The sequence below is a fragment of the Stenotrophomonas sp. STEN031 genome, assembly GCF_056759975.1.
On the sequence record NZ_JBRREA010000008.1, the window covers coordinates 34,244 to 56,326 of the forward strand.

The 22,083-nt window shown below is 63.8% G+C and carries 17 protein-coding genes; 11 read left to right on the plus strand and 6 right to left on the minus strand.

Annotated features, from left to right (window positions below; genetic code table 11):
* The 3 genes from lldD (at position 1) to ACVOLQ_RS05365 (ending at position 4,449) form a co-directional block, all read left to right on the plus strand.
* Positions 1-1,140 (plus strand): FMN-dependent L-lactate dehydrogenase LldD, encoded by a 1,140-nt coding sequence (lldD, locus tag ACVOLQ_RS05355; RefSeq protein WP_481527352.1) that lies wholly within the window; start codon positions 1-3, stop codon positions 1,138-1,140.
* On the plus strand, positions 1,137-2,834 hold the full coding sequence (gene dld / locus ACVOLQ_RS05360; protein WP_481527353.1) for a D-lactate dehydrogenase: 1,698 nt from the start codon (positions 1,137-1,139) through the stop codon (positions 2,832-2,834). Before lldD ends, dld begins: the two co-directional genes overlap by 4 nt.
* A 328-nt stretch (positions 2,835-3,162) precedes the next feature.
* Positions 3,163-4,449, plus strand: coding sequence for an MFS transporter (locus ACVOLQ_RS05365; RefSeq protein ID WP_481527354.1), 1,287 nt, complete (start codon positions 3,163-3,165; stop codon positions 4,447-4,449).
* 187 nt (positions 4,450-4,636) lie between these two features.
* On the opposite strand, the gene ACVOLQ_RS05370 is transcribed toward ACVOLQ_RS05365, so the two are convergent.
* The gene (locus tag ACVOLQ_RS05370) at positions 4,637-5,545 is read right to left on the minus strand and encodes a LysR substrate-binding domain-containing protein (RefSeq protein ID WP_481527355.1); all 909 of its coding nucleotides are present in this window, start codon (positions 5,543-5,545) and stop codon (positions 4,637-4,639) included.
* 177 nt (positions 5,546-5,722) lie between these two features.
* On the minus strand, positions 5,723-6,691 hold the full coding sequence (locus ACVOLQ_RS05375; RefSeq protein ID WP_313171279.1) for a LysR family transcriptional regulator: 969 nt from the start codon (positions 6,689-6,691) through the stop codon (positions 5,723-5,725).
* A 108-nt stretch (positions 6,692-6,799) separates the two neighbouring features.
* Here ACVOLQ_RS05375 and aceB point away from each other — a divergent pair, with 108 nt between their 5' ends.
* The 4 genes from aceB to ACVOLQ_RS05395 all read left to right on the plus strand — a co-directional run bounded on the left by aceB (position 6,800) and on the right by ACVOLQ_RS05395 (position 13,505).
* Positions 6,800-8,440, plus strand: a complete 1,641-nt coding sequence (aceB, locus tag ACVOLQ_RS05380) for a malate synthase A (RefSeq protein ID WP_313494934.1) — start codon at positions 6,800-6,802, stop codon at positions 8,438-8,440.
* A gap of 43 nt (positions 8,441-8,483) precedes the next feature.
* On the plus strand, positions 8,484-9,815 hold the full coding sequence (gene aceA / locus ACVOLQ_RS05385) for an isocitrate lyase (protein WP_313494935.1): 1,332 nt from the start codon (positions 8,484-8,486) through the stop codon (positions 9,813-9,815).
* Between the two features lie 170 nt (positions 9,816-9,985).
* Positions 9,986-11,005 (plus strand): GGDEF domain-containing protein, encoded by a 1,020-nt coding sequence (locus ACVOLQ_RS05390; protein ID WP_481527356.1) that lies wholly within the window; start codon positions 9,986-9,988, stop codon positions 11,003-11,005.
* Positions 11,006-11,036: 31 nt separating this feature from the next.
* On the plus strand, positions 11,037-13,505 hold the full coding sequence (locus ACVOLQ_RS05395; RefSeq protein WP_481527357.1) for a putative peptide modification system cyclase: 2,469 nt from the start codon (positions 11,037-11,039) through the stop codon (positions 13,503-13,505).
* Between the two features lie 13 nt (positions 13,506-13,518).
* On the opposite strand, the gene ACVOLQ_RS05400 is transcribed toward ACVOLQ_RS05395, so the two are convergent.
* Positions 13,519-13,827 carry an NHLP-related RiPP peptide gene (locus ACVOLQ_RS05400; RefSeq protein WP_481527358.1) on the minus strand — a complete coding sequence of 103 codons (309 nt, stop codon included), beginning with the start codon at positions 13,825-13,827 and terminating at the stop codon, positions 13,519-13,521.
* Between the two features lie 78 nt (positions 13,828-13,905).
* Between ACVOLQ_RS05400 and ACVOLQ_RS05405 the strand changes: the two genes are divergently transcribed.
* A complete protein-coding gene (locus ACVOLQ_RS05405) occupies positions 13,906-15,165 on the plus strand; it encodes a putative peptide maturation dehydrogenase (RefSeq protein WP_481527359.1) in 1,260 nt (419 codons plus the stop codon).
* Positions 15,166-15,179: 14 nt separating this feature from the next.
* On the opposite strand, the gene ACVOLQ_RS05410 is transcribed toward ACVOLQ_RS05405, so the two are convergent.
* Both ACVOLQ_RS05410 and ACVOLQ_RS05415 read right to left on the minus strand, forming a co-directional pair.
* Positions 15,180-17,147 carry an acetyl/propionyl/methylcrotonyl-CoA carboxylase subunit alpha gene (locus ACVOLQ_RS05410; RefSeq protein ID WP_481527360.1) on the minus strand — a complete coding sequence of 656 codons (1,968 nt, stop codon included), beginning with the start codon at positions 17,145-17,147 and terminating at the stop codon, positions 15,180-15,182.
* A 356-nt stretch (positions 17,148-17,503) separates the two neighbouring features.
* Positions 17,504-19,114 carry a carboxyl transferase domain-containing protein gene (locus ACVOLQ_RS05415; protein WP_481527361.1) on the minus strand — a complete coding sequence of 537 codons (1,611 nt, stop codon included), beginning with the start codon at positions 19,112-19,114 and terminating at the stop codon, positions 17,504-17,506.
* Here ACVOLQ_RS05415 and ACVOLQ_RS05420 point away from each other — a divergent pair.
* Positions 19,113-19,283: a hypothetical protein gene (locus tag ACVOLQ_RS05420; RefSeq protein WP_313171262.1), complete on the plus strand. Its 171-nt coding sequence runs from the start codon at positions 19,113-19,115 to the stop codon at positions 19,281-19,283. The genes ACVOLQ_RS05415 and ACVOLQ_RS05420 overlap by 2 nt on opposite strands.
* Positions 19,284-19,395: 112 nt before the next feature.
* Here the strand turns inward: ACVOLQ_RS05420 and ACVOLQ_RS05425 are convergent, their stop codons facing one another.
* Positions 19,396-20,559: an isovaleryl-CoA dehydrogenase gene (locus ACVOLQ_RS05425; protein ID WP_481527362.1), complete on the minus strand. Its 1,164-nt coding sequence runs from the start codon at positions 20,557-20,559 to the stop codon at positions 19,396-19,398.
* Positions 20,560-20,703: 144 nt separating this feature from the next.
* On the opposite strand from ACVOLQ_RS05425, the gene ACVOLQ_RS05430 reads away from it, so the two are divergent.
* Complete coding sequence (locus ACVOLQ_RS05430) at positions 20,704-21,321, plus strand: TetR/AcrR family transcriptional regulator (protein ID WP_481527363.1); 618 nt, start codon at positions 20,704-20,706, stop codon at positions 21,319-21,321.
* A gap of 135 nt (positions 21,322-21,456) precedes the next feature.
* Complete coding sequence (locus ACVOLQ_RS05435) at positions 21,457-21,975, plus strand: c-type cytochrome (RefSeq protein ID WP_313495776.1); 519 nt, start codon at positions 21,457-21,459, stop codon at positions 21,973-21,975.
* Positions 21,976-22,083 lie beyond the last annotated feature (108 nt).

Below are 22,083 nucleotides of genomic sequence, written 5' to 3' on the forward strand. Positions count from 1 at the left end.
ATGATCATCTCTGCCTCCACCGATTACCGTGCGGCCGCGCAGCGTCGTCTGCCGCCGTTCCTGTTCCACTACATCGATGGCGGCGCGTATGCCGAACACACGCTCAAACGCAATGTTTCCGACCTGTCCGACATCGCGCTGCGCCAGCGCATCCTGCGCGACATGTCCGAGCTCAGCCTGGAAACCGAGCTGTTCGGCGAGACGCTGGCGATGCCGGTTGCGCTGGCGCCGGTCGGCCTGACCGGCATGTATGCACGTCGCGGTGAAGTGCAGGCGGCGCGTGCCGCGGACAGCCGCGGCATTCCGTTCACGTTGTCGACGGTGTCGGTATGCCCGATCGAAGAGGTGGCGCCGGCGATCAAACGACCGATGTGGTTCCAGCTGTATGTGCTGCGCGACCGCGGCTTCATGCGCAACGCATTGGAGCGCGCGCAGGCTGCCGGCGTCACCACGCTGGTGTTCACCGTCGACATGCCGGTGCCGGGCGCGCGCTACCGCGACGCCCATTCGGGCATGAGTGGCCCGAATGCCGGCATCCGCCGCATCGGCCAGGCGATGACCCATCCACGCTGGGCCTGGGACGTAGGCCTGTTCGGCCGTCCGCATGATCTTGGCAACATCTCCGCCTATCGCGGCAGCCCGACCGGGCTGGAGGATTACATCGGTTGGCTGGGCAACAACTTCGACCCGTCGATTTCGTGGAAGGACCTGGAGTGGATTCGCGAATTCTGGAAGGGGCCGATGGTGATCAAGGGCATCCTCGATCCGGATGATGCGCGCGATGCAGTGCGCTTTGGCGCCGATGGCATCGTGGTGTCCAATCATGGCGGTCGCCAGCTCGATGGCGTGTTGTCCACCGCACGCGCCTTGCCGGCGATTGCAGACGCGGTGCAGGGCGATCTGAAGATTCTTGCCGACTCCGGTATCCGCACCGGTCTGGATGTGGTGCGCATGCTCGCACTCGGTGCTGACAGCGTGCTGCTCGGTCGTGCCTTCGTCTACGCACTTGCTGCGCAGGGCGAGACCGGCGTGGCCAACCTGCTGGACCTGATCGCCAAGGAAATGCGTGTGGCGATGACCTTGACCGGCGCACGACGTATTGCTGATATCGGCCGCGATTCGCTGGTCAACCTGGCATGAGTGCGAACGAAGCACTGTTGGCACAGCTGCGCAGCGCCGTTGGTGACGCCCATGTGCTGACTGGCGACAAGGCAACACGTCGCTTCCGCAAGGGTTACCGCTTCGGTGACGGTGCTGTGCTGGCCGTGGTGCGCCCAGGGACCTTGCTGGAGATGTGGCGCGCTCTGCAGGCAGCCGTGCAGGGCGGGGCGGCGATCATCCTGCAGGCGGCCAATACCGGCTTGACCGGGGGCTCGACGCCGGACGGCAATGACTACGGGCGGCCGATCGTGCTGATCAGTACGCTGCGCCTGACCGGCGTGCAGTTGCTCGATGAAGGGCGGCAGGTGCTGTGCCTGCCCGGCGCTACCTTGGACCGACTCGAACAGACGCTGGCACCGCTTGGGCGCGAGCCGCATTCGGTGATTGGTTCTTCGTGCATCGGCGCCTCGGTGCTGGGCGGTGTCTGCAACAACTCCGGTGGCTCGCTGGTGCGGCGTGGGCCGGCCTATACCGAGATGGCGCTGTACGCGCAGGTGGATGGGGCCGGCCAGTTGAAGTTGGTCAATCACCTGGGTATCGCGCTGGGCGACAGCCCGGAGGAAATTCTGCAGCGCTTGCAGGCTGGCGATTACCAGCCTGGCGATGTGCGCAACGATGGTGACCGCGCCGGCTCCGATCCGCGTTACGCCGAGCAGGTAAGGTTGGTGGATGCAGCAACGCCGGCGCGCTTCAACGCCGATCCCAGCCGTCATTACGAAGCAGCCGGTTCGGCCGGCAAGCTGGCTGTATTCGCGGTGCGCCTGGATACTTTCGCCAAGGAGGCGGCCGAGGTGTTCTATATCGGCAGCAACAGCACCGAAAGCCTCACCGCGATTCGCCGCCAGCTGCTGACCGGCTTCGAGCGCCTGCCGATCTCCGGCGAGTACATCCACCGCGTCGCCTATGACATTGGCGAGCGCTACGGCAAGGACACCTTCCTGCTGATCGACAAGCTCGGCACCGCGCGGGTACCGGCGGCATTCGCGTTGAAAAGCCGGGTCGATGGTTGGTTCGAACGTTTGGGGCTGCGCGGAGTCACCGATCACGCGCTGCAGCTGCTGACCGGACTGTTGCCATCGCATCTTCCCAAGCGCATGGGCGAGTTCCGCCAGCGCTATGAGCACCACTTGCTGGTCAAGGTTTCCGCACAGGATGCGGCGGCGACCGAGCAGTGGTTGCGCGGCTTCTTCGCCGGGCATGAAGGCGGCTACTTCCACTGCACGCCGGACGAAGGGCGCAAGGCCTTCCTGCACCGGTTCGCAGTGGCTGGCGCGGCGGTGCGTTACCGCGAAGTGCATCGTGCGCAGGTTGAGGACATCGTCGCACTGGATATTGCCCTGCGCCGCGACGACCGCGACTGGTTCGAGCAGCTGCCGGCCGAGTTGGATGCGCGCTTGCTGCACAAGCTGTATTACGGCCACTTCCTGTGCCATGTCTTCCACCAGGATTACATCGCCCGCAAGGGTGAAGATCCGATGGCGATCGAACACGCCATGTGGAAGCTGTTGGACGAACGCGGTGCCGAGTACCCGGCCGAGCACAACGTCGGTCACCTGTATCCGGCCAAGCCGGCGCTGGCGCAGTTCTACCAGCAGCTGGACCCGAGCAATACCTTCAACCCGGGCATCGGCCAGACCAGCAAGCAGCCGGGTTGGAAGGGCTGTGATTGCTGAGACGCGAAGCACCTGCCATTGCTTTTGTTAAAGCCCCTCTCCCGCTTGCGGGAGAGGGGTTGGGGTGAGGGGAAGCTTCTGGCTGGAAAATCACGATCAATAGCTAAACCCCAAAGCCCCCTCATCCGCCCCTGCGGGGCACCTTCTCCCGCAGGCGGGAGAAGGGATGTGCTTCGATGCTTGTTCAAAGCACTGCGGCACTGCAGATACTGAATTAATACGTTTCAAGTATCAATCCGTACACAGCAGGTTATGGATCGACTCGATCCGCAGGTTCAAGCTTCCCGCATCTCCAATAAACCGGCCTGCCGTTACAGGCCAAGATGCAATGCAATCCGAACCAGGCAACACCGCAAGCTGCAACGAATCATTGGCGCCAATCACCCCGCCGAACACGGCAGCCGAACTCCCCCACATCCGCCAGGGTACGCCCGAGTTCCGGCGCGCGGTGCTGGCCTTGTTCATGGCCGGCTTCGCTACTTTTGGCGTGCTGTACTGCGTGCAGCCGCTGCTGCCGGGCTTCAGCAGCCACTTCGGTATCAGTGCTGGCAACAGTGCCCTGGCCTTGTCGGCAAGCACCGGCGTGTTGGCCGTGGCAATGCTGATGGCGGGCATCGTCTCCGATCGGGTGGGCAGACGGCCGGTGATGGTTGCCTCGCTGCTCAGCTCCGCCTTGTTGACGCTTGGCACCGCATTGACCGACGACTGGAACACCATACTGCTGCTGCGCACCTTGCTCGGCCTGAGCCTGAGCGGCGTGCCTGCGGTGGCGATGACCTGGCTGGTCGAGGAAATGGACAGCCGCGCACTGGGCCTGGCGATGGGCCTGTACATCGGCGGCAACGCGGTGGGTGGCATGAGCGGGCGCTTGATTGCCGGTGTGGTGGCCGACCACTGGGGCTGGCGCGCCGGTATTGCAGCCGTCGGTGTGATCGCCTTGATGGCGAGCGTGGCGCTATGGACACAGCTGCCGGCATCGCGCCATTTCCGTGCCAAGCGTGCCGAGCCGGCGCAACTGCCGGCACGTTTCGCCGGCTTGTTCCGCGATGCCGCGCTGCCCTGGTTGTTTGCCTGCGGCTTCCTGCTGCTGGGCGTGTTCGTGACGCTCTACAACTATCTGGGTTACCACCTGCTGGCGCCGCCTTATGACCTGAGCCAGACCGTGGCGGGGCTGATCTTCACTGTATATCTGGTCGGCAGCGTCAGCTCGGCGTGGATGGGGCAGTTGGCTAATCGCCTGGGGCGCGGGCCGGTGCTGGCCCTGTCGTTCGGCTTGGTGCTGTTGGGCGTGTTGTTGCTGGCGGTGCCGTGGCTGCTGGCAATGGCCGTGGGCATCGCCTTGGTGACGTTTGGATTCTTCGGTGGTCATTCGGTGGCCAGCAGCTGGGTTGGCGTGCGCGCCGGTGGACTGCGTGCCGAGGCGTCGGCGCTGTATCTGTTCTCGTACTACCTGGGCTCCAGCGTGCTGGGCGCGCTGGGTGGCGTGTTCTATACGCACTGGGGCTGGGCGGGCGTGTGCGGTTTCTGTCTGGTGCTGACCCTGGCCGGTGTGGGTGCGGCTTGGCGGTTGTGGCGGCGGCTGGAGGATGCGACGGGGTTGTTGCTGGTTCGGTGAGGGTTGGCGGCTAACCGCTAGCAGCGAACAGCTAACAGCTAACAGCTAACAGCACCCCTCCCCAACCCTCCCCTGCGCTATGCGCAAGGGAGGGGGCGAAGCTCAGCCCCCTCCCTTTGCCGCAGGCAAGGGGAGGGTTGGGGAGGGGTGCTTTTGTTGTTGCTTCAGCTCTTTGCTCTGGCTGTCTTCAACCAGCCACTTCCCGCTTCAACAACGCAATGAACTGCCGCAACAACGGCGTCACCGCTTCACGCCGCCACGCCAGCTGGATCTCCGACGCTGCGCCACGATCTGCCAGTGCGACAAAGCACGCGCCCTCCACCTGGATGTGGCTGCAGGAGGAGGGCAGCACGCAGACGCCCAGCCCGGCCGCGACCAGACTGATCAAGGTCGATGATTCGCCGGCTTCCTGCACGATGCGCGGGCTGAAACCGGCGTTGCGGCACAGGGTGATCACATGGTCGTGGATGCCTGCACCCGAGTCGCGTGAGAAGCCGACAAACGGGTCGAGTGCGAATTGCTTCAGCGACAGGCGCGCGCTCGCGGGGTCCTTGCCACGCAGCGCCGGGTGGCTGGCATGTACCACCAGCGCCAGTGGGTCATCAAACAGATGCTGTGCCACCAGTTCGTCCGGCAGCACGCGCTTGCGGATGATGCCTACGTCCAGTTCGTCGGCAAGCAGGGCCTCGATCTGGCGCAGGCTGTTCATCTCGCGCAGCTGCATCTGCACCTGCGGGTGCTGCTGGCGGTAGCTGAAGATCGCGCGCGGTATCTGCGGCGATAGCGGTGTGGCGCGGGTCAGGCCGATGCGCAGTTCGCCGCTCTCACCACGTTGCGCGCGCTGCACCGTGTCCACTGCCTTGTCCACGCGCTGCAGGATGTCGCGCGCCTGGTCCAGCAACACCTCGCCAGCGGGCGTGAGCTGCACGCGGCGGTGACTGCGTACGAACAACTGCGCACCGAGCAGGGTTTCCAATTGCCGGATCTGCTGGCTGAGCGGCGGTTGCGACATGCCCAGGCGCTCGGCGGCACGGGCGAAGTGCAGGGTGTCGGCGACGGCCAGGAAATAGCGCAGGTGGCGGAGTTCCAGGGACATCGCGGCAGTCTAGGCTGCGAAGGCCTTACCGACCAACCATCAGTTCGTCATCCCCGCGTAGGTGGGGATCGCTCCATGCGGGGGGTGAGGGGGCCAGGGCAAAGGCCAGAGCCGGGCAGAAGCGGGAGCGATGCCCGCCTGCGCGGGAATGACGGCTCAAGGGCAAAACCAAAAAACCTAACGCTCCGAATGCCCGGTATCGTCGTACTGCCGCGGCGCAAACAGGTCCGGCTGGATCAGCTCCACAAACGCGCGGGCCTGCGGCGACAGCACCTTGCCGCGGCGCACCACCACGCCATAGCTGCGCGAGGGGAAGTAATCGCTCATCGCCCGCGTCGCCAGCTTGTCGCGGTCGCTGTCGTTCAGGCACAGGGCAGTGACGATGCTGATGCCCATGCCCATTGCCACGTATTGCTTGATCACCTCCCAGCCGCCCACTTCCAGCGCCACCGTATACGGCACGCGGTGTTGCTGGAACACCAGGTCAACCAGCCGCCAGGTGATCTGCCGGCGCGGCGGCAGGATCAGCGGCCACGGCGACAGGTCTTCCAGCGTCAGGTTCTTTTTCTTCGCCAGCGGGTGGTCGGGCGGCGTGATCAGCACCTGCTCGAAACGGTAGACCGGTGCGTAGCTGAGGTCGGCGGGCACATCCATCATCGAGCCGATGGCCAGGTCGGCGGCGTCGCTGCGCAGCAGGTCGGTGCCGTCGGCACTGATCGCGTTGTGCAGGGTCAGGCGCACATCCGGGTGCTGTTGGCGAAAGTTTTCGACGATCTTCGGCAAGAGATACAGGATGGTCGACGAATTTGCGGCGATATTGAGCTCCCCGGCATCCAGCCCGCTGACCTTCTCGCGGAATCGCGGCAGCAGCCCGTCCAGGCTTTCGACCAGCGGCTGGGCCATGTCGTACAGCAGCTGACCCTCGCGGGTAGGCACCAGTCGGCGCCCGCTGCGCTCGAACAGCACTACCCCCAGTTCCCGTTCCAGCGCCTGCAGCTGCAGGCTCACCGCCGGTTGGCTGACAAAAAGCGCTTCCGAGGCACGCGAAACCGAGCCCAGACGCACCGTCTGCAGGAACGCCCGCAGCGGCTTGAGCCGATCAGACTTGTAGGAAAAACGCGGGGTTACGGGCGTCTTGGTTGGCATGACGATATCAGTATTAGCACAACTTATAGATAACATTGCAAAAACTGTTTTGTTAAATACCTCCCTGCGGCGGCACGTTGGAGTCCCCGACATACGCAGGTACCTCCGATGTCCGCCGTCGCCCACGCAGTCGTTGCCCAGCAGTCCGCCCGCCCGACCCCGGGTATCACCCTGACCACCCAGCTGGCCGGCCAGTCCGCGCTGCTGCCGGCCGGCGTGCTGGGCCTGCTCGTATCGCTGCACCGGGCGGTCGAGCCGGGCCGGCAGGCACGCTTGGCGGCCCGCCGCGAGCGCCAGGCCTTCTTCGACCAGGGCGGCCTGCCGGATTTCCGCGCCGATACCCGCGCCATCCGCGAGGAGGACTGGCGCGTGGCGCCGATCCCGGCCGCGCTGCAGGACCGCCGCGTCGAGATCACCGGGCCCACCGACCCGAAGATGGTCATCAATGCGCTGAACTCCGGCGCCAAGGTGTTCATGGCCGACTTCGAGGATTCGACCTCGCCGACCTGGCGCAATGTGCTGGCCGGCCAGCAGACGATGAAGGCGGCGGTGCGCGGTGACCTGGATTTCACTGCGCCGGCCACCGCCAAGGGGCCGGGCAAGCACTACACGCTGCGTCCGTTCGACGAGCAGGCAGTGCTGATCGTGCGCCCGCGTGGCTGGCACCTGGACGAGAAGCACGTGCTGATCGACGGCCAGCCGATTGCCGGCGGCCTGTTCGATGCGGCGCTGTTTGCCTTCCACAACGCGCAGACACTGATGGACAAGGACCGCGGCCCCTACTTCTACCTGCCCAAGCTGCAGTCGATGGAAGAGGCGGCGCTGTGGGAGACCGCGCTGTCGCACATCGAAGGCATGCTGGGTCTGCCGCAGGGGCAGATCAAGGTCACCGTGCTGATCGAGACGCTGCCGGCGGTGTTCGAGATGGACGAGATCTTGTACGTGCTGCGCGACCGCATCGTCGGCCTGAACTGCGGCCGCTGGGATTACATCTTTTCCTATCTGAAGACCTTCCGCCGTCACCGCGACAAGGTGCTGCCCGAGCGCGGCCAGGTGACCATGACCCAGCCCTTCCTGAAGGCCTATTCGGAACTGCTGATCAAGACCTGCCATCGCCGTGGCGCACATGCGATGGGCGGCATGGCCGCGCAGATCCCGATCAACCACGACGCCGCTGCCAACGAGCAGGCGATGGCGCGGGTGCGCGCCGACAAGCTGCGCGAAGTCACCGCCGGCCACGACGGCACCTGGGTGGCACACCCGGCGCTGATCCCGGTGGCGCGTGCCATCTTCGACGAGCACATGTCCGGCCCCAACCAGCACCACGTGCTGCGCCGTGACGTGCAGGCCAGCCGCGATGAACTGATCGCCCCATGCAGCGGCACCGTCACCCGTGCCGGCTTCGAGAACAACGTCGAAGTCTGCGTGCGTTATCTGGCCGCCTGGCTGGACGGCAACGGCTGCGTGCCCATCCACAACCTGATGGAAGACGCGGCCACCGCCGAAATCAGCCGCAGCCAGATCTGGCAGTGGCTGCATGCCGGCAACCAGCATCTGGATGACGGCACCGCGATCGACCTCGCGCTGCTGGACAGCACCCTGCGCGCGCTGCCGGCGCGCCTCGGCGACACCTCCGCACTGCCCGGTGGCGGCCGCATCACCCAGGCCATCGGCCTGCTCGACCAGCTCAGCCGCGCCGACACCCTGGCCGAGTTCCTGACCCTGCCGGCTTACCGGCAGATCGATTGACCCGACTTCCCCCTACGTACGCATTCGACTTGAGGACGACACGATGAGCACCTACCAGCAACAGATCGACGCCCTGCAGCAGGACTGGGATACCAACCCGCGTTGGAAGGGGCTGAAGCGCAGCTACAGCGCCGCCGACGTGGTGCGCCTGCGCGGCAGCGTGCAGCCGGAGTACACCCTGGCCAAGCGCGGCGCCGAGCGCCTGTGGGAACTGGTCAATGGCAGCGCGAAGAAGGGCTACGTCAACGCCTTCGGTGCGATCAGCGCCGGCCAGGCCATGCAGCAGGCCAAGGCCGGGCTGGAAGCGGTGTACCTGTCCGGCTGGCAGGTGGCTGCCGACGGCAATACTTCCGAAACCATGTACCCGGACCAGTCGCTGTACGCCTACGACTCGGTGCCGACCATGGTTCGCCGCATCAACAACACCTTCCAGCGCGCCGATGAGATCCAGTGGAAGAACATCATCGACGGCAAGGTGAAGGCCGAGGACGCGATCGACTTCTTCCTGCCGATCGTTGCTGATGGCGAGGCCGGCTTCGGCGGCGTGTTGAATGCCTATGAGCTGATGAAGAACATGATCGTTGCCGGTGCCGCCGCGGTGCACTTCGAGGACCAGCTGGCGGCGGTGAAGAAGTGCGGCCACATGGGCGGCAAGGTGCTGGTGCCGACCCAGGAGGCGATCCAGAAGTTGTCGGCCGCGCGCCTGGCCGCCGACGTGCTGGGTGTACCGACCATCGTGCTGGCGCGCACCGATGCCGAGGCCGCCAACCTGCTGACCAGCGACTTCGACCCCAACGACGCCCCGTTCGTCACCGGCGAGCGCACCGCCGAGGGCTTCTACCGGGTCAGGAACGGCCTGGAGCAGGCGATCAGCCGCGGCGTGGCCTATGCCCCGCATGCCGACCTGGTGTGGTGCGAGACCGGCACCCCCGACCTGGGCTTCGCCCGCGAGTTTGCCCAGGCCGTGCATGCCGCCAGCCCCGGCAAGCTGCTGTCGTACAACTGCTCGCCCTCGTTCAACTGGAAGAAGAACCTGGACGACAAGACCATCGCCAAGTTCCAGGACGAGCTGGCCGCGCTGGGCTACAAGTACCAGTTCATCACCCTGGCCGGCATCCACATCAACTGGTTCAACACCTTCAAGTTCGCCCACGACTACGCGCGGGGCGAGGGCATGCGCCACTACGTGGAGCAGGTGCAGGAGCCGGAGTTCGCCGCCCGCGAGCAGGGCTACACCTTTGTCTCGCACCAGCAGGAAGTGGGCGCCGGTTACTTCGACGATGTGACCACGGTGATCCAGGGCGGCGCCTCCAGCGTCACCGCCCTGACCGGGTCAACCGAGGAAGAGCAGTTCCAGACTGAAAAGGCCGCCTGAGGGCGCTGATGAGGTCGTTTCAAAGGGGCTCTTACGAGCCCCTTCTTTTTTTTGGCGTCGCCTGGCGTCAAATGGTGTAGGGGGTCACAAAACCGTTTATTTTGATGATAGGCTCGCGAGATTACTCGTCTGAGATGGGCGAGCGGTCCATGAGGCAGGGAATGAGCGGCATGGGAACAGGGGGTTTGGCACTGGAGTCTGAACTTTCCGTCGCTGCGTCGACGGGAGGGGCGGTGCTGCGTGCGCAATTGTCCCCGGTAGAGTTCGCATTGTTTGCCCAGTACGGCGTTCGCCGCACCCTGCATGCCGACCAGGTCCTGTTCCGCCGTGGCGACCTGGGCAGCTCGATGTTCATCATCGTCAGCGGCACCATCAGCCTGGATTTCGGTGCCGGCCTGGCGCCCAAGCCCATGGGCAGCAACGACTTCTTTGGCGAACTTGGCCTATTGATCGAGCGCCATCCCCGTTCCTGTGATGCGCGCGCCAACTGCGACAGCGTGCTGCTGGAAATCACCCACGCCAACTTCCATCGGTTGATCGACCAGGACCCGGCGATGGTGGTGTTCTTCCTGCGTCGTACCTTGTCGCGGGTGGTCTCCAGCGAGCAGCGCCTGATCGCCCAGCTCAGCCGCCGCAACAATGAACTGGAAACCGCGCTGGGCAATCTGTACAGCGCCAACCACGAGCTGCACCACACCCGCGAACTGGTCTACAACGATGACCTGACCGGGCTCAGCAACCGTCGTGCGCTCACGGCCTACCTGCAGAAATCGCATCGTTCCGGTCAGCGCCCGAAGGGGCTGCTGTTGCTGGACTGCGATGACTTCAAGGGGCTGAACGACTCTTACGGACATCTTGCCGGTGACCATGCCCTGCAGTGCTTCGGCCGCATCCTCGCCTCGGTGGCGGGCAAGGACGATATCGCCTGCCGTCTGGGTGGCGATGAGTTCTGCGTGTTGCTGTTGGATGCGGATGCCGAAAGTCTGCCGCGCACCGCCGAGTTCGTGCTGGAGGCGGTGCGCCATCTGATCGCCTATCCGGGGGCGACGATTGGCGCCTGCTCGCTGAGCATCGGCATGGTGTTGATCAACGAAGATCACCACTGGAACGACTCCTATTCCCGCGCCGACCGGGCGTTGTACGAAGCAAAGCGCGAAGGCGGCAATCGCGCGCAGTGGTGCCGGGAATAGTCCGATGTGCATGGATTGCCCGGCATAGATCATGACCAGCGCGACTGACCCGCTCTCATCCGATCGCCAGCTCAAGACGCTGGTGCTGACCGATCTTTGCGATTCGGTGGCGCTGACGGCGCGGATCGGTGATGCCGCTGCCGCTGAGTTGTTCCGCACGCTGGACGTACGCGCGCTGCAACTGCTGCAGCGTTGGAAAGGGCGGTTGATCGATCGTTCCGATGGCATGTTCCTGTTGTTCGATGTGCCTACCCAAGGCCTGGGTTTTGCTTTGGACTACCTGGATGCGCTGGCCGAGGTCGGCAAAGAGCGCAAGCTGCCGTTGCAGGCGCGGATCGGCATCCATGTAGGCGACGTGCTGTTCTGGCGCAACGATGACGATGCGGTCGCCGCCGGCGCCAAGCCGCTGGAGGTGGAGGGTGTGGCCAAGCCCACCGCAGCCCGGCTGATGGCGTTGGCGCGTCCGAATCAGATTCTGTTGTCTGCGGTAGCGGAAGCGCTGCTGCGTGCCGGCCAACGTGAGTTGGGCGAGCGCGGTGCGAACCTGCAATGGAAGTCGCACGGACGCTGGTACTTCAAGGGTTTGCCGACACCGCAGGAAGTGTTTGAGGTAGGCGCAGCGGGCAGCGCGCCATTGCGCATGCCACCCCGCTCCAACAAGGCGTGGCGACGATTGCCGCTATGGCGGCGGCCGGCAGCACTGGTTGCCGAGCTGCTGGTGGTGGTGGCGGTGGGCGCAATAGCCTGGGCATTGGTGCGGCCCGAGCCAGCCATTGCGTTTGCCGAGCGGGATTGGGTAGTGGTGGGGGACTTCACCAACCAGACCGGCAATCTGGTGCTGGACGATGCCTTGCAGCAGGCGCTGCGGATCAGTCTTGAGCAGTCCCGGCATGTGAATGTTCTCAGTGACCTGAAGGTGCGTGAGACCCTGCAGCAAATGCGCAGGGATCCGGCCAAACCCCTGGATCGTGATACAGCCAAGGAGGTCGCTATCCGGGATGGCGCGCGGGCGGTGGTCATGCCTGGTGTGCAAGAACTGCACGGCAAACTGCGCATCAGCATGGAGGTGCTGGATCCTGTGTCCGGTCGGGTTGTGTACTCCGCATACGCAGACGGTGATGGGCTGGATTCAGCGCTGGGCTCTTTGGACAAAGTTGCTGCTGCAGTACGCACAAGACTTGGCGAGGCGCCTGAAGAGTTGGGACGGACATCGCTGCCGTTACCTAGAGTGGCCACCAGCAACCTGGATGCTTTGCATGCCTATGCCATGGGTGTTGATGCATACGCTGAGCACAGGCATGAAGACGCTTTGGCATACCTGGGTCAGGCGGAGAAGCTGGACCCGGATTTTGCAGCGGCTTATTTGGCTCAGATGCGAATCGCTTATTCGCGCGGCGATATGGTGCGTGCTCGGGAATTGCTGGCAGAGGCCGTTGCGCATCGTGATGATCTGACGCCGCGCGAAGGCCTGTACCTGGATGCGTGGGGTGCAGAGCTCAATGGTTCCGGTGCGGCAGAGAGTGCCTACAAGTGGAAGCTGCTTGGTGATTTGTACCCTGATTACCACGCCGCCTATGCCAATCGCTCCAATGCGTTGTTGACTCTTGGGCGCTACGCGGAGGCCGAGCGAGCGGTGCGCGGAGCGGTAGTGCCGCAGAACTCGTTACGCCTCCTTGCGCAGCGTCAACTCGCGAGAACGCAGCTGGCACAGAACAAACTCGATGAAGCCAAGCGCAATTTCCAGGAGGTAAGGGCGGCTGACGAGAACTATGTCGACAGTGAGCTCGCGGCGACCTTGGCGGCGCAGGACGACTTTGCCGGAGCTCGGGCGGTTCTTGATTCACTGCGGCCACAAGACATGTCCGGGTGGCTTCAGCGCGTAGCCATTGCCATAGATGCAGGAAAGCCGGAGGAGGCACTTGCGCAGGCACGAGCAGGCGCAAGTCAGTGCAAAGTCCAAGGCTATGTCTGCAGCGCCTTGCGATTGCAGGAGCTTGCGGTCCTTCCCGAGGCGGGGCACCCCGTAGGTGCTGCAGTATTTGAAAAGGAGCTCCGGTCGCTGCAACAACAAGCACTCCAGGCGGATGGTGCCGACAAAGTCGAGTGGGTCTTCATTGCGGGGGCAGCGCTTTATCTGGCCCAGCGAGCTGGCCATCAAGGCCTGGTAACTTCGTGGCTGCCACGCTTGAATGGTCTGGTAAAGCAGGTAAACGACCCTAGGAGTCTTCAACTCCTGCAGCTGCTAAGCGCTGGCCAAGAGGTCGACGAGTCGCGGATTGAAGAAGCAGTCGCGCGTCTGCAAGAGCAAGCGGACGGTACGGAGCTACTACAGCTTCATGTGGTTCTTGCGGATCTGTACGTCAAACTCGGGAGGCCGGGATTGGCTCAGAGTCAACATCAATGGCTGGCACTGCAACGCGGTTTGGCATATGCAGAGAGTTCTGGCACGTACGCGCTCAAGGCGCGTAACGTGGCAGACGTGCGGCAGGCACGAAGATGAGATGTGCGACTGCTTAGATCTGTGGCTTGCGCTGCAGCGAACTGTCCACCTTGCCCGATACAAAGCAATGTGGGACGTAGAAGGCAGCGTTTGCTGCCAAGTGGCCCAGAAGCGCATCGCGCGAACGCAGGAACTCTTCCTTGCCTGCGAGCGGCCCGGTGGTTTCGCATGCGCTGCTGGATGCAGCAGCGGCAGCGCTGATCTGCAGCATTGCCTGGGAGGGGCTCTTGGCGAACAGGTCGCGGAATGCATCGTCGGTGCTGAGCAGGTCCAGAAGCTTTACCGCGTCTTCTTGCGAGAGAGGACTTTTTTCGTTACTCATGGCATTCCATCCAGAAGGTTGTGTTGGGAATCAGCCACGGATGATGGCTGAATATGTTCGGTCAACATAGCGGTATGAATGAAGCAAACTTTAGCGGTACTTACAACGACGGGTTGCCAGTACATGGTTTCGCGCTCGCTGGAATCTCACTTTTCGCAAGAAGCACGCATGTCCTCTAACGTAGTCTTGATTCGTCGTTGCAAGCACCTTTTCATCGAGCCGAGGCGGGTTGATTGTTTCAGCTTGGACGATGTTCTGGCCGGTCGTGCAGGCATGGTGTCACGCGGTTGTTGGATGGCGCTGGCGCCGCATCTGCCTGAGGGTGTTGAAGTGTCCACGGAGGCGCTACAGGCCGTGGGTGAAATCGATGCAGATGCTTGGGTGGAGGTTGCGCTGCCATTGAGCTCGCCCCAGCTTGAGCTGCTGGAGAAAGGATTGCTGTTCAGCGACTGCGACAAAGGTAGCCTTGCTCGCTCGGATGAGCGGATCAGAGAGCTTGGCTGGTGGGGGCCTGCAGCGATGACGCATTGGCAGGCGCGTTGGGAAGGGCAGGACAGCGTCGCTGCGATTGATTCGGTGGGCATCCAGACAGCAGCTGGGCTGCGTCAGCGTTTTGGTGCGCCGCCGCCGCCAACGGTAGCGCCGGACGGCCCCATGATCATGCTGCCGCGTGCACCTGAGGACGAGCTTGATCGGCGCCTCCAGATGCGTTGCACATGCCGCAACTTCGACGTTTCAAAGCCGCTGCCTTTGGCGGTCTTCTCACGTTTGATGGGACGTTGCTTCGCTGCAACTGGTCACTATCGGTTGGACGAGGAAAGCGTCTTTCTGAAACGAAACGCACCTTCCGCAGGGGGGCTTCACCCCACCGAAAGCTACCTCATCGTGCAGAACGTCGAAGGGATGCATGCTGGTTTGTATCACTACCATCCGACGGAGCACGCACTGACCTTGATGCTTGATGCGTCGCAGCTCCCGGCGGCTATGGCAGCCCAGTTCGTGGCGGGCCAGCATTGGTTTGCAAACGCACACGTCCTGATCGTGCTTGCGCCGCGCTTTGATCGCCTGCACTGGAAATACAGGGGACATGCGAAAGCCTACCGCGCGGTGACACTGGATGTTGGTCACCTGTCTCAGTTGCTGCTGGGCTGCGCAACTGAGATGGGGCTCGGTGCCTTTGTAACGGCAGCGATCAATGAGAAAGAGATCGAACAGGCCCTGGGGTTCGATCCGATGGCGCAGAGCCCCCTGGCGATATGCGGCTTTGGTTGGCGCGCACAGGTCATGGAAACCACTGAATTCGACCCTGCAGAGGCGGTCTGGGAGTCAGTTGGCTGAGACGTGGCGGGCAATCAGCCCGCCTCGAAATCTACCAGCACCGCGCCATCGGCGACCTGGTCGCCGGCCTTGGCGCGGAAGCCATGCACGGTGCCGTCACCCGGCGCCTGCAGGGTGTGTTCCATCTTCATCGCTTCCATCACCAGCAGTGGCGTGCCGCGGCTGACCGTGCTGCCCGGTTGCACAAGCAGGGTGACGACGCGGCCGGGCATCGGTGCCAGCAGGCTGCCGCCGTGGTCGTTGTTGTTGTCGGCTTCGGCGACCGGGTCGTGGATGTTGAAGCGCCGCTGTTCGTTACCGAAGACGTACAACGTATTGCCTTCGCGGATCGCGTTGCCGCGCTGCAGGCGTTCACCCAGCTGCAGGGCGTAGCCAGTGCTGTCGACTTTTCCGGTCACGCTGATTGATGCGTCGCCGACCTGCACCTGCCAGCCGTTGGCGCTGTCGCGCACCTGCAGCTGCTTGCGCTGCTCCAGGTGTTCCAGCGTCACCAAGCGTGCTGCGGGGCCGGTAAGGCGCCAGCTGTCGGCGATTGCCCACGGAGATGCGTCGTTGTCGTGCGGCGTATCGTTGGTTACAGCGAGCACGGCCGCCAGCGCCCAATCATTGTCACTGGCAGCAACGTGATGGATATCCAGCGCCTCACGCTCGCGCTCGATCAAGGCGGTATCGAGGTTGGCGTTACGGAACGAGTCGGTCAGCACCAGTCGACGCAGGAAGGCGGCATTGGTGGTCACACCGACGACCTGGCATTGGCCCAGGGCCTGCTGCATGCGCTGCAAGGCGCTGGCACGGTCCACGTCCCATACGATCAGCTTGGCGATCATCGGATCGTAGTACGGGGTGATTGCATCACCTTGCTCGACACCGGCGTCCACACGCACATTGGCGCTGGGCTGTGGCAGATGCAGATGGCGCAGCGTACCGGTCGAAGGCAGGAAGCTGCGGTCGGCGTCTTCGGCGTATAGCCGTGCCTCGATCGCGTGACCGTGGATCTGCAGTTGCTCCTGTGCCTTCGGCAGCGGCTGACCTGCGGCCACGCGCAGCTGCCACTCGACCAGATCGGTGCCGGTGATCAACTCGGTGACCGGGTGCTCGACCTGCAGGCGGGTGTTCATTTCCATGAAATAGAAGTCGCCATCCGGCCCGGCGATGAACTCCACCGTGCCGGCGCCGACGTAACCTACTGCGCGTGCGGCATCGGTAGCCGCCTTGCCCATTGCGGCGCGACGTTCGGCGGTCATGCCGGGCGCGGGTGCTTCTTCCAACACCTTCTGGTGGCGGCGCTGCACGGAGCAGTCGCGCTCGAACAGATAGACCACGTTGCCGTGACTATCGCCGAATACCTGGATCTCGATATGGCGTGGGCGCTCGACGTACTTCTCCACCAGCACATGTGCATTGCCGAACGACGCCTGCGCCTCACGCTGGCAGCTGGCCAACGCGGCTTCAAAGTCGGCACTGGCCTCGACCTTGCGCATGCCCTTGCCACCACCGCCGGCGCTGGCCTTGATCAGCACCGGATAGCCGATGGCGTCGGCCTGCGCGCGCAGGAACTCGGACTCCTGCCGCTCGCCGTGATAGCCCGGCGTCAGCGGCACGTTGGCGGTCTGCATCAATGCCTTGGCCGAGCTCTTGTCGCCCATGGCATCGATGGCGCTGGCTGGCGGCCCGATGAAGACGATGCCAGCAGCATCACAGGCACGCGCGAAGCCCGCGTTCTCGGAGAGAAAGCCATAACCCGGATGGATGGCCTGCGCACCGCTGCGCCGCGCAGCATCGAGAATGACCTCGGCGCGCAGATAGCTCTCGGCAGCGGGCGCTGCGCCAATATGGATGGCTTCATCGGCCAGGCGTACATGTCGCGCATTGCGATCGGCATCCGAATACACCGCCACGGTAGCGATGCCAAGACGACGGCAGGTAGCAATAACACGGCAGGCGATTTCACCACGATTGGCGATCAGGATTTTGTTGAACATGGTTTTATCCGTTGAGTGCCGTGGCGGTGGCGTGGCGAAAAGCGGAGGCTAGGGGGCCGGGCTTTGCTCTGGCTTGTGACTTTGATTTTCGGGTCCCCTTCCGTAGCGACGGAGCCGGCGGACAAGACCCCGAAGGGGCGGCGCACAAGGATGTGCGTCGTTTTTCGACGAGACAGGGATGTCTCGTCGAAAAATCCTGCCGGCGGAGTGGACCCGCGATGCGTAGCATCGTGGGCGCGAAGGCAGGGTGTGTTTTCTTTTGGTTACTTCTTCTTTGCACAAGCAAAGAAAAGTGACTCGCTCCCCGTAGGGGAGTGAAAGCCTTTGCTGTTGCTGTCAGAGCGATGTTCACGCCATCACATCCGGAACACACCAAACCGCGTGTCCTGCACAGGCGCATTGAGACTGGCAGCCAAGGCCAACCCAAGCACCCTGCGCGTATCCGCCGGATCAATCACCCCGTCATCCCACAAACGCGCGCTCGCGTAATACGGATGACCCTGCTGCTCGAACTGATCACGGATCGGCTGCTTGAACGCATCCTCCTCATCAGCCGACCACGCCCCACCCTTGGCCTCGATACCATCACGCTTGACTGTGGCCAACACACTGGCCGCCTGCTCACCGCCCATCACCCCGATGCGCGCATTCGGCCACATCCACAGGAAGTGCGGCGAATACGCGCGCCCGCACATGCCATAGTTGCCGGCACCGAAAGAACCACCGATCACCACCGTGTATTTCGGAACACGTGCATTGGCCACCGCCATGACGAGCTTGGCGCCGTCCTTGGCAATACCACCGTGCTCGTACTTGCGGCCGACCATGAAGCCGGTGATGTTCTGCAGGAACAGTAAGGGGATATTGCGCTGGCAGCACAGCTCGATGAAATGCGCGCCCTTCAGCGCGGACTCCGAGAACAGGATGCCATTGTTGGCGATGATGCCGACCGGATGGCCATGCACATGCGCGAAGCCGGTGACCAGCGTGTTGCCATAGCGTGGCTTGAACTCATCGAAACGCGAGCCGTCGACGATGCGAGCGATCACCTCGCGCACGTCATAGGGCTTGCGGGTGTCGCTGGGAATCACCCCGTACAGTTCCCGCGCGTCGAACAGCGGTGCCTCGCTGGGCTGCGGCGCAACGCCTGCATCCGGCTTGCGCCAGTTCAGGTTGGCGATGATCGAACGCACCCGTGCCAGCGCCTGCAGGTCGTTGTCGGCCATGTGGTCGGCAACACCGGAGATACGCGTATGCACGTCGGCACCGCCAAGTTCTTCGGCGCTGACCACTTCGCCGGTAGCGGCCTTCACCAGCGGCGGGCCACCGAGGAAGATCGTGCCCTGTTCCTTGACGATGACGGTCTCATCGCTCATTGCCGGCACATAGGCGCCGCCGGCCGTGCAGCTGCCCATCACGCAGGCGATCTGCGGAATGCCTTGGGCTGACAGGTTGGCCTGGTTGTAGAAGATGCGGCCGAAATGGTCACGGTCGGGGAAGACCTCATCCTGCAGCGGCAGGAAGGCACCGCCGGAGTCGACCAGGTAGATGCAGGGCAGGCGGTTCTGCTGGGCGATTTCCTGCGCGCGCAGATGCTTCTTCACCGTCACCGGGTAGTAGGTGCCGCCCTTGACGGTGGCATCGTTGGCAACGATCAGGCATTCCACCCCGGAGACGCGGCCGATGCCGGCGACCATGCCGGCGCCGGGCACCGGATCGGCATACATGCCGTGCGCGGCCAGCGGCGCGACCTCCAGGAAGGGGCTGCCGGGATCGAGCAGGGCGTCGATGCGCTCGCGCACCAACAGTTTGCCGCGCGCACTGTGCTTGGCCCGGGCTGCATCGCTGCCGCCGCGCGCGGTGGCTTCCAGTGTTGCGCGCAGGTTGTCGACCTGGGCCTGCATCGCGGCGCGGTTGGCTTCGAAGCTGTCACTGCCGGGTTGCAGCTGGGAGGTGAGTACGGTCATGGCCGAGGTCCTGGATTCTGGAGCTTGTCTGCGCGGAAACATGGCAGCAGGGCTTTTGTTTTTGCTGTTGCTTTGCTGTTGCTTGGCTTTTGCTTTTGCCGTTGCTCTGCTGTTGCTGTTGCGTCCCTTCTCCCGCTTGCGGGAGAAGGTGCCCCGCAGGGGCGGATGAGGGAAGCTTCTAAAGCATTGGGCCTGCTTGCCAGGAGCTTCCCCTCACCCCAACCCCTCTCCCGCAGGCGGGAGAGGGGCTTCTATTCCGCTTTGATTCTGCTTTGCGTCATTCATGCGGTCTTCTGGAACAACTCGCGCCCAATCAACATGCGGCGGATTTCCGAAGTACCGGCACCAATCTCATACAACTTGGCATCACGCCACAAGCGCCCGGCCGGGTACTCGTTGATATAGCCGTTGCCGCCGAGGATCTGGATCGCTTCACCTGCCGCCCAGGTTGCCTTCTCGGCCGAATACAGGATCGCGCCGGCCGCGTCCTGGCGGGTGGTACGGCCCTGGTCGCAGGCCTTGGCCACCGCATACACATAGGCGCGGCAGGCATTGAGGCCGACATACATGTCGGCCAACTTGGCCTGGATCAGCTGGAAGCTGCCGATCGCTTCGCCAAACTGCTTGCGCTCATGCACGTAGGGCAGCACCACATCCAGCGCCGCCGACATCAGGCCCAGCGGGCCGCCCGACAACACCACGCGTTCGTAGTCCAGGCCGGACATCAGCACCTTGACCCCACCACCAACTGCACCCAGCACGTTCTCGACCGGCACTTCGCAATCCTGGAACACCAGCTCACAGGTGTTGGACGAGCGCATGCCGAGCTTGTCCAGCTTCTGCGCGGTGGAGAAGCTCTTCATGCCCTTCTCGATGATGAAGGCGGTGATGCCGCGTGAACCCGCTTCCGGGTCGGTCTTGGCGTAGACCACCAGCACGTTGGCATCGGGACCATTGGTGATCCACATCTTGTTGCCGTTGAGCACGTAGTGATCACCGCGCAGCTCGGCGCGCAGCTTCATCGATACCACGTCCGAACCGGCACCCGGCTCGCTCATTGCCAGCGCGCCGACGTGTTCGCCACTGCACAGCTTGGGCAGGTATTTGTGCTTCTGCGCTTCGCTGGCGTTCTTGCGCAGCTGGTTGAGGCACAGGTTGGAATGCGCGCCATAGGACAGGCCGATGCCGCCGGAAGCACGCGAGATTTCCTCCATCGCCACCACATGCGCCAGGTAGCCCATGCCGCTGCCACCGTATTCTTCTTCCACGGTCAGGCCCAGCAGGCCCTGCTCGCCGAGCTGGCGCCAGAGCTGGTTGGGGAAGTGGTTGCTGGCGTCGGCTTCGGCGGCCAGTGGCGCGATGTGGGCGGCGGCAAACTGCCCCACGCTTTCGCGCAACATGTCGATTTCTTCGCCCAGATCAAAATTCAGGGTGGGGACGTGCATGGCTGGCTCCGGTACTGCTTGGCGATAAGGGGCGCACCGGGTTGGGGAGACGGGCAGGCCGTCGGCACGGGCGTTTGCGCGCAGCCTAGCGGCTCCCGGACAAAAAGTGAATACAAATTCAAAAATTGAACATAGAATCAACAAATGGCTTACAAGCGCTCGGAATTGATGGAAAAACGGCTGGCGGGCAACCGCGAGCGGATCCTGGTCGCCGCCCGCCGGCTGGTCGCCGCAGGTGGCTATCGCAATGCGCCGATCACCGCCGTGGCGGCCGAGGCGGGGGTCTCGACCGGGTTGATCTACCGGCATTTCCCCTCCAAGGCCGAGCTGTTCGTGGAGGTGCTGACCTTCGCCGTTGAGCACGAGCTGGAGATCCTCGCCACCATCGCCGATCAGCCCTTGCCGGCGCCGCAGCGGCTGCAGCTGGCGGTGGCCTCGTTCGTGCGCCGCGCCATGGCCGGCCCGGGCCTGGCCTATGCCTTCATCGCCGAGCCGGTGGACCCGGAAGTGGAGGCCGAGCGCATCCGCTGCCGGCGTCTGTTCGGTGACGTGTTCAAGCGCATCCTTGAAGACGGCGTACACGCTGGCGAGCTGCCGGCGCAGGACCTGGAGATCAGCGCGGCCTGCATCGTCGGTGCCTTCACCGAAGCCCTGGTTGGGCCGACCGCGCCCAGCCGTGACGGCCTGCGCGATGGCGAACACCTGGTCGCTGCGATCAGTGCGCTGTGCCTGCGCGCAGCCGGTGCGCCGATGCCGCAGTGAGTGCTGTAAGCCCTGCGGGATGCTGCAATGCCGCACTTGTGCGCGCGTTCAGGGCATTGCGGGAGCGGGCGGACGCTGGTCTATACTCGCCCAGCAGCTGCTGGTCCACCGACAACTCGCCCGGGGTGATGAGACGTGCGGAATTACGACCTTGAGTTCCTGAAACGCTTTTCCATCGTGATCGCCATCCTGGCCGTCATCACGATTGGCTTGATCATCTTCGCGTCCTACCTGCAGCACGTCATTCCCAAGGAAGTGTCGCCGACCGCGACCAAACGCATCGAGGAACGCATCGCCCCCATTGGTGCGGTGTACGCCGGCGCCACCGGGGCATCGGCACAGGCTGCCGCTTCAGCAGCAGCTGCCGCTGCGGCAGCAGCCAGCGGGGCCTACGGTGGCACCCTGGACGGCAAGACCATCTTCGACAGCCTGTGCACCGCCTGCCACACCACCGGCGTTGGCAAAGCACCGACCCTGGACCACAGCCACTGGGATCAGCGCCTGGCACAGGGCAAGGACACCCTCTACAAACACGCCATCGAGGGCTACACCGGCCCGGACGGCGGCATCATGCCGCCCAAAGGCGGCAATGCTGGGCTCAGCGAGGAGCAGATCCACGCCACTGTGGACTGGATGCTGGCCAATCTGAAATAGAAAGCCGCCAGACTCACGCAGCTGGCAACAGGCCCGATTGCTGCAGAATAGCCGGCGCCGCCCCACCAGGGCGGCGCTTTGTGTTTCCGTCTTCCCCGGAGTGCGTCC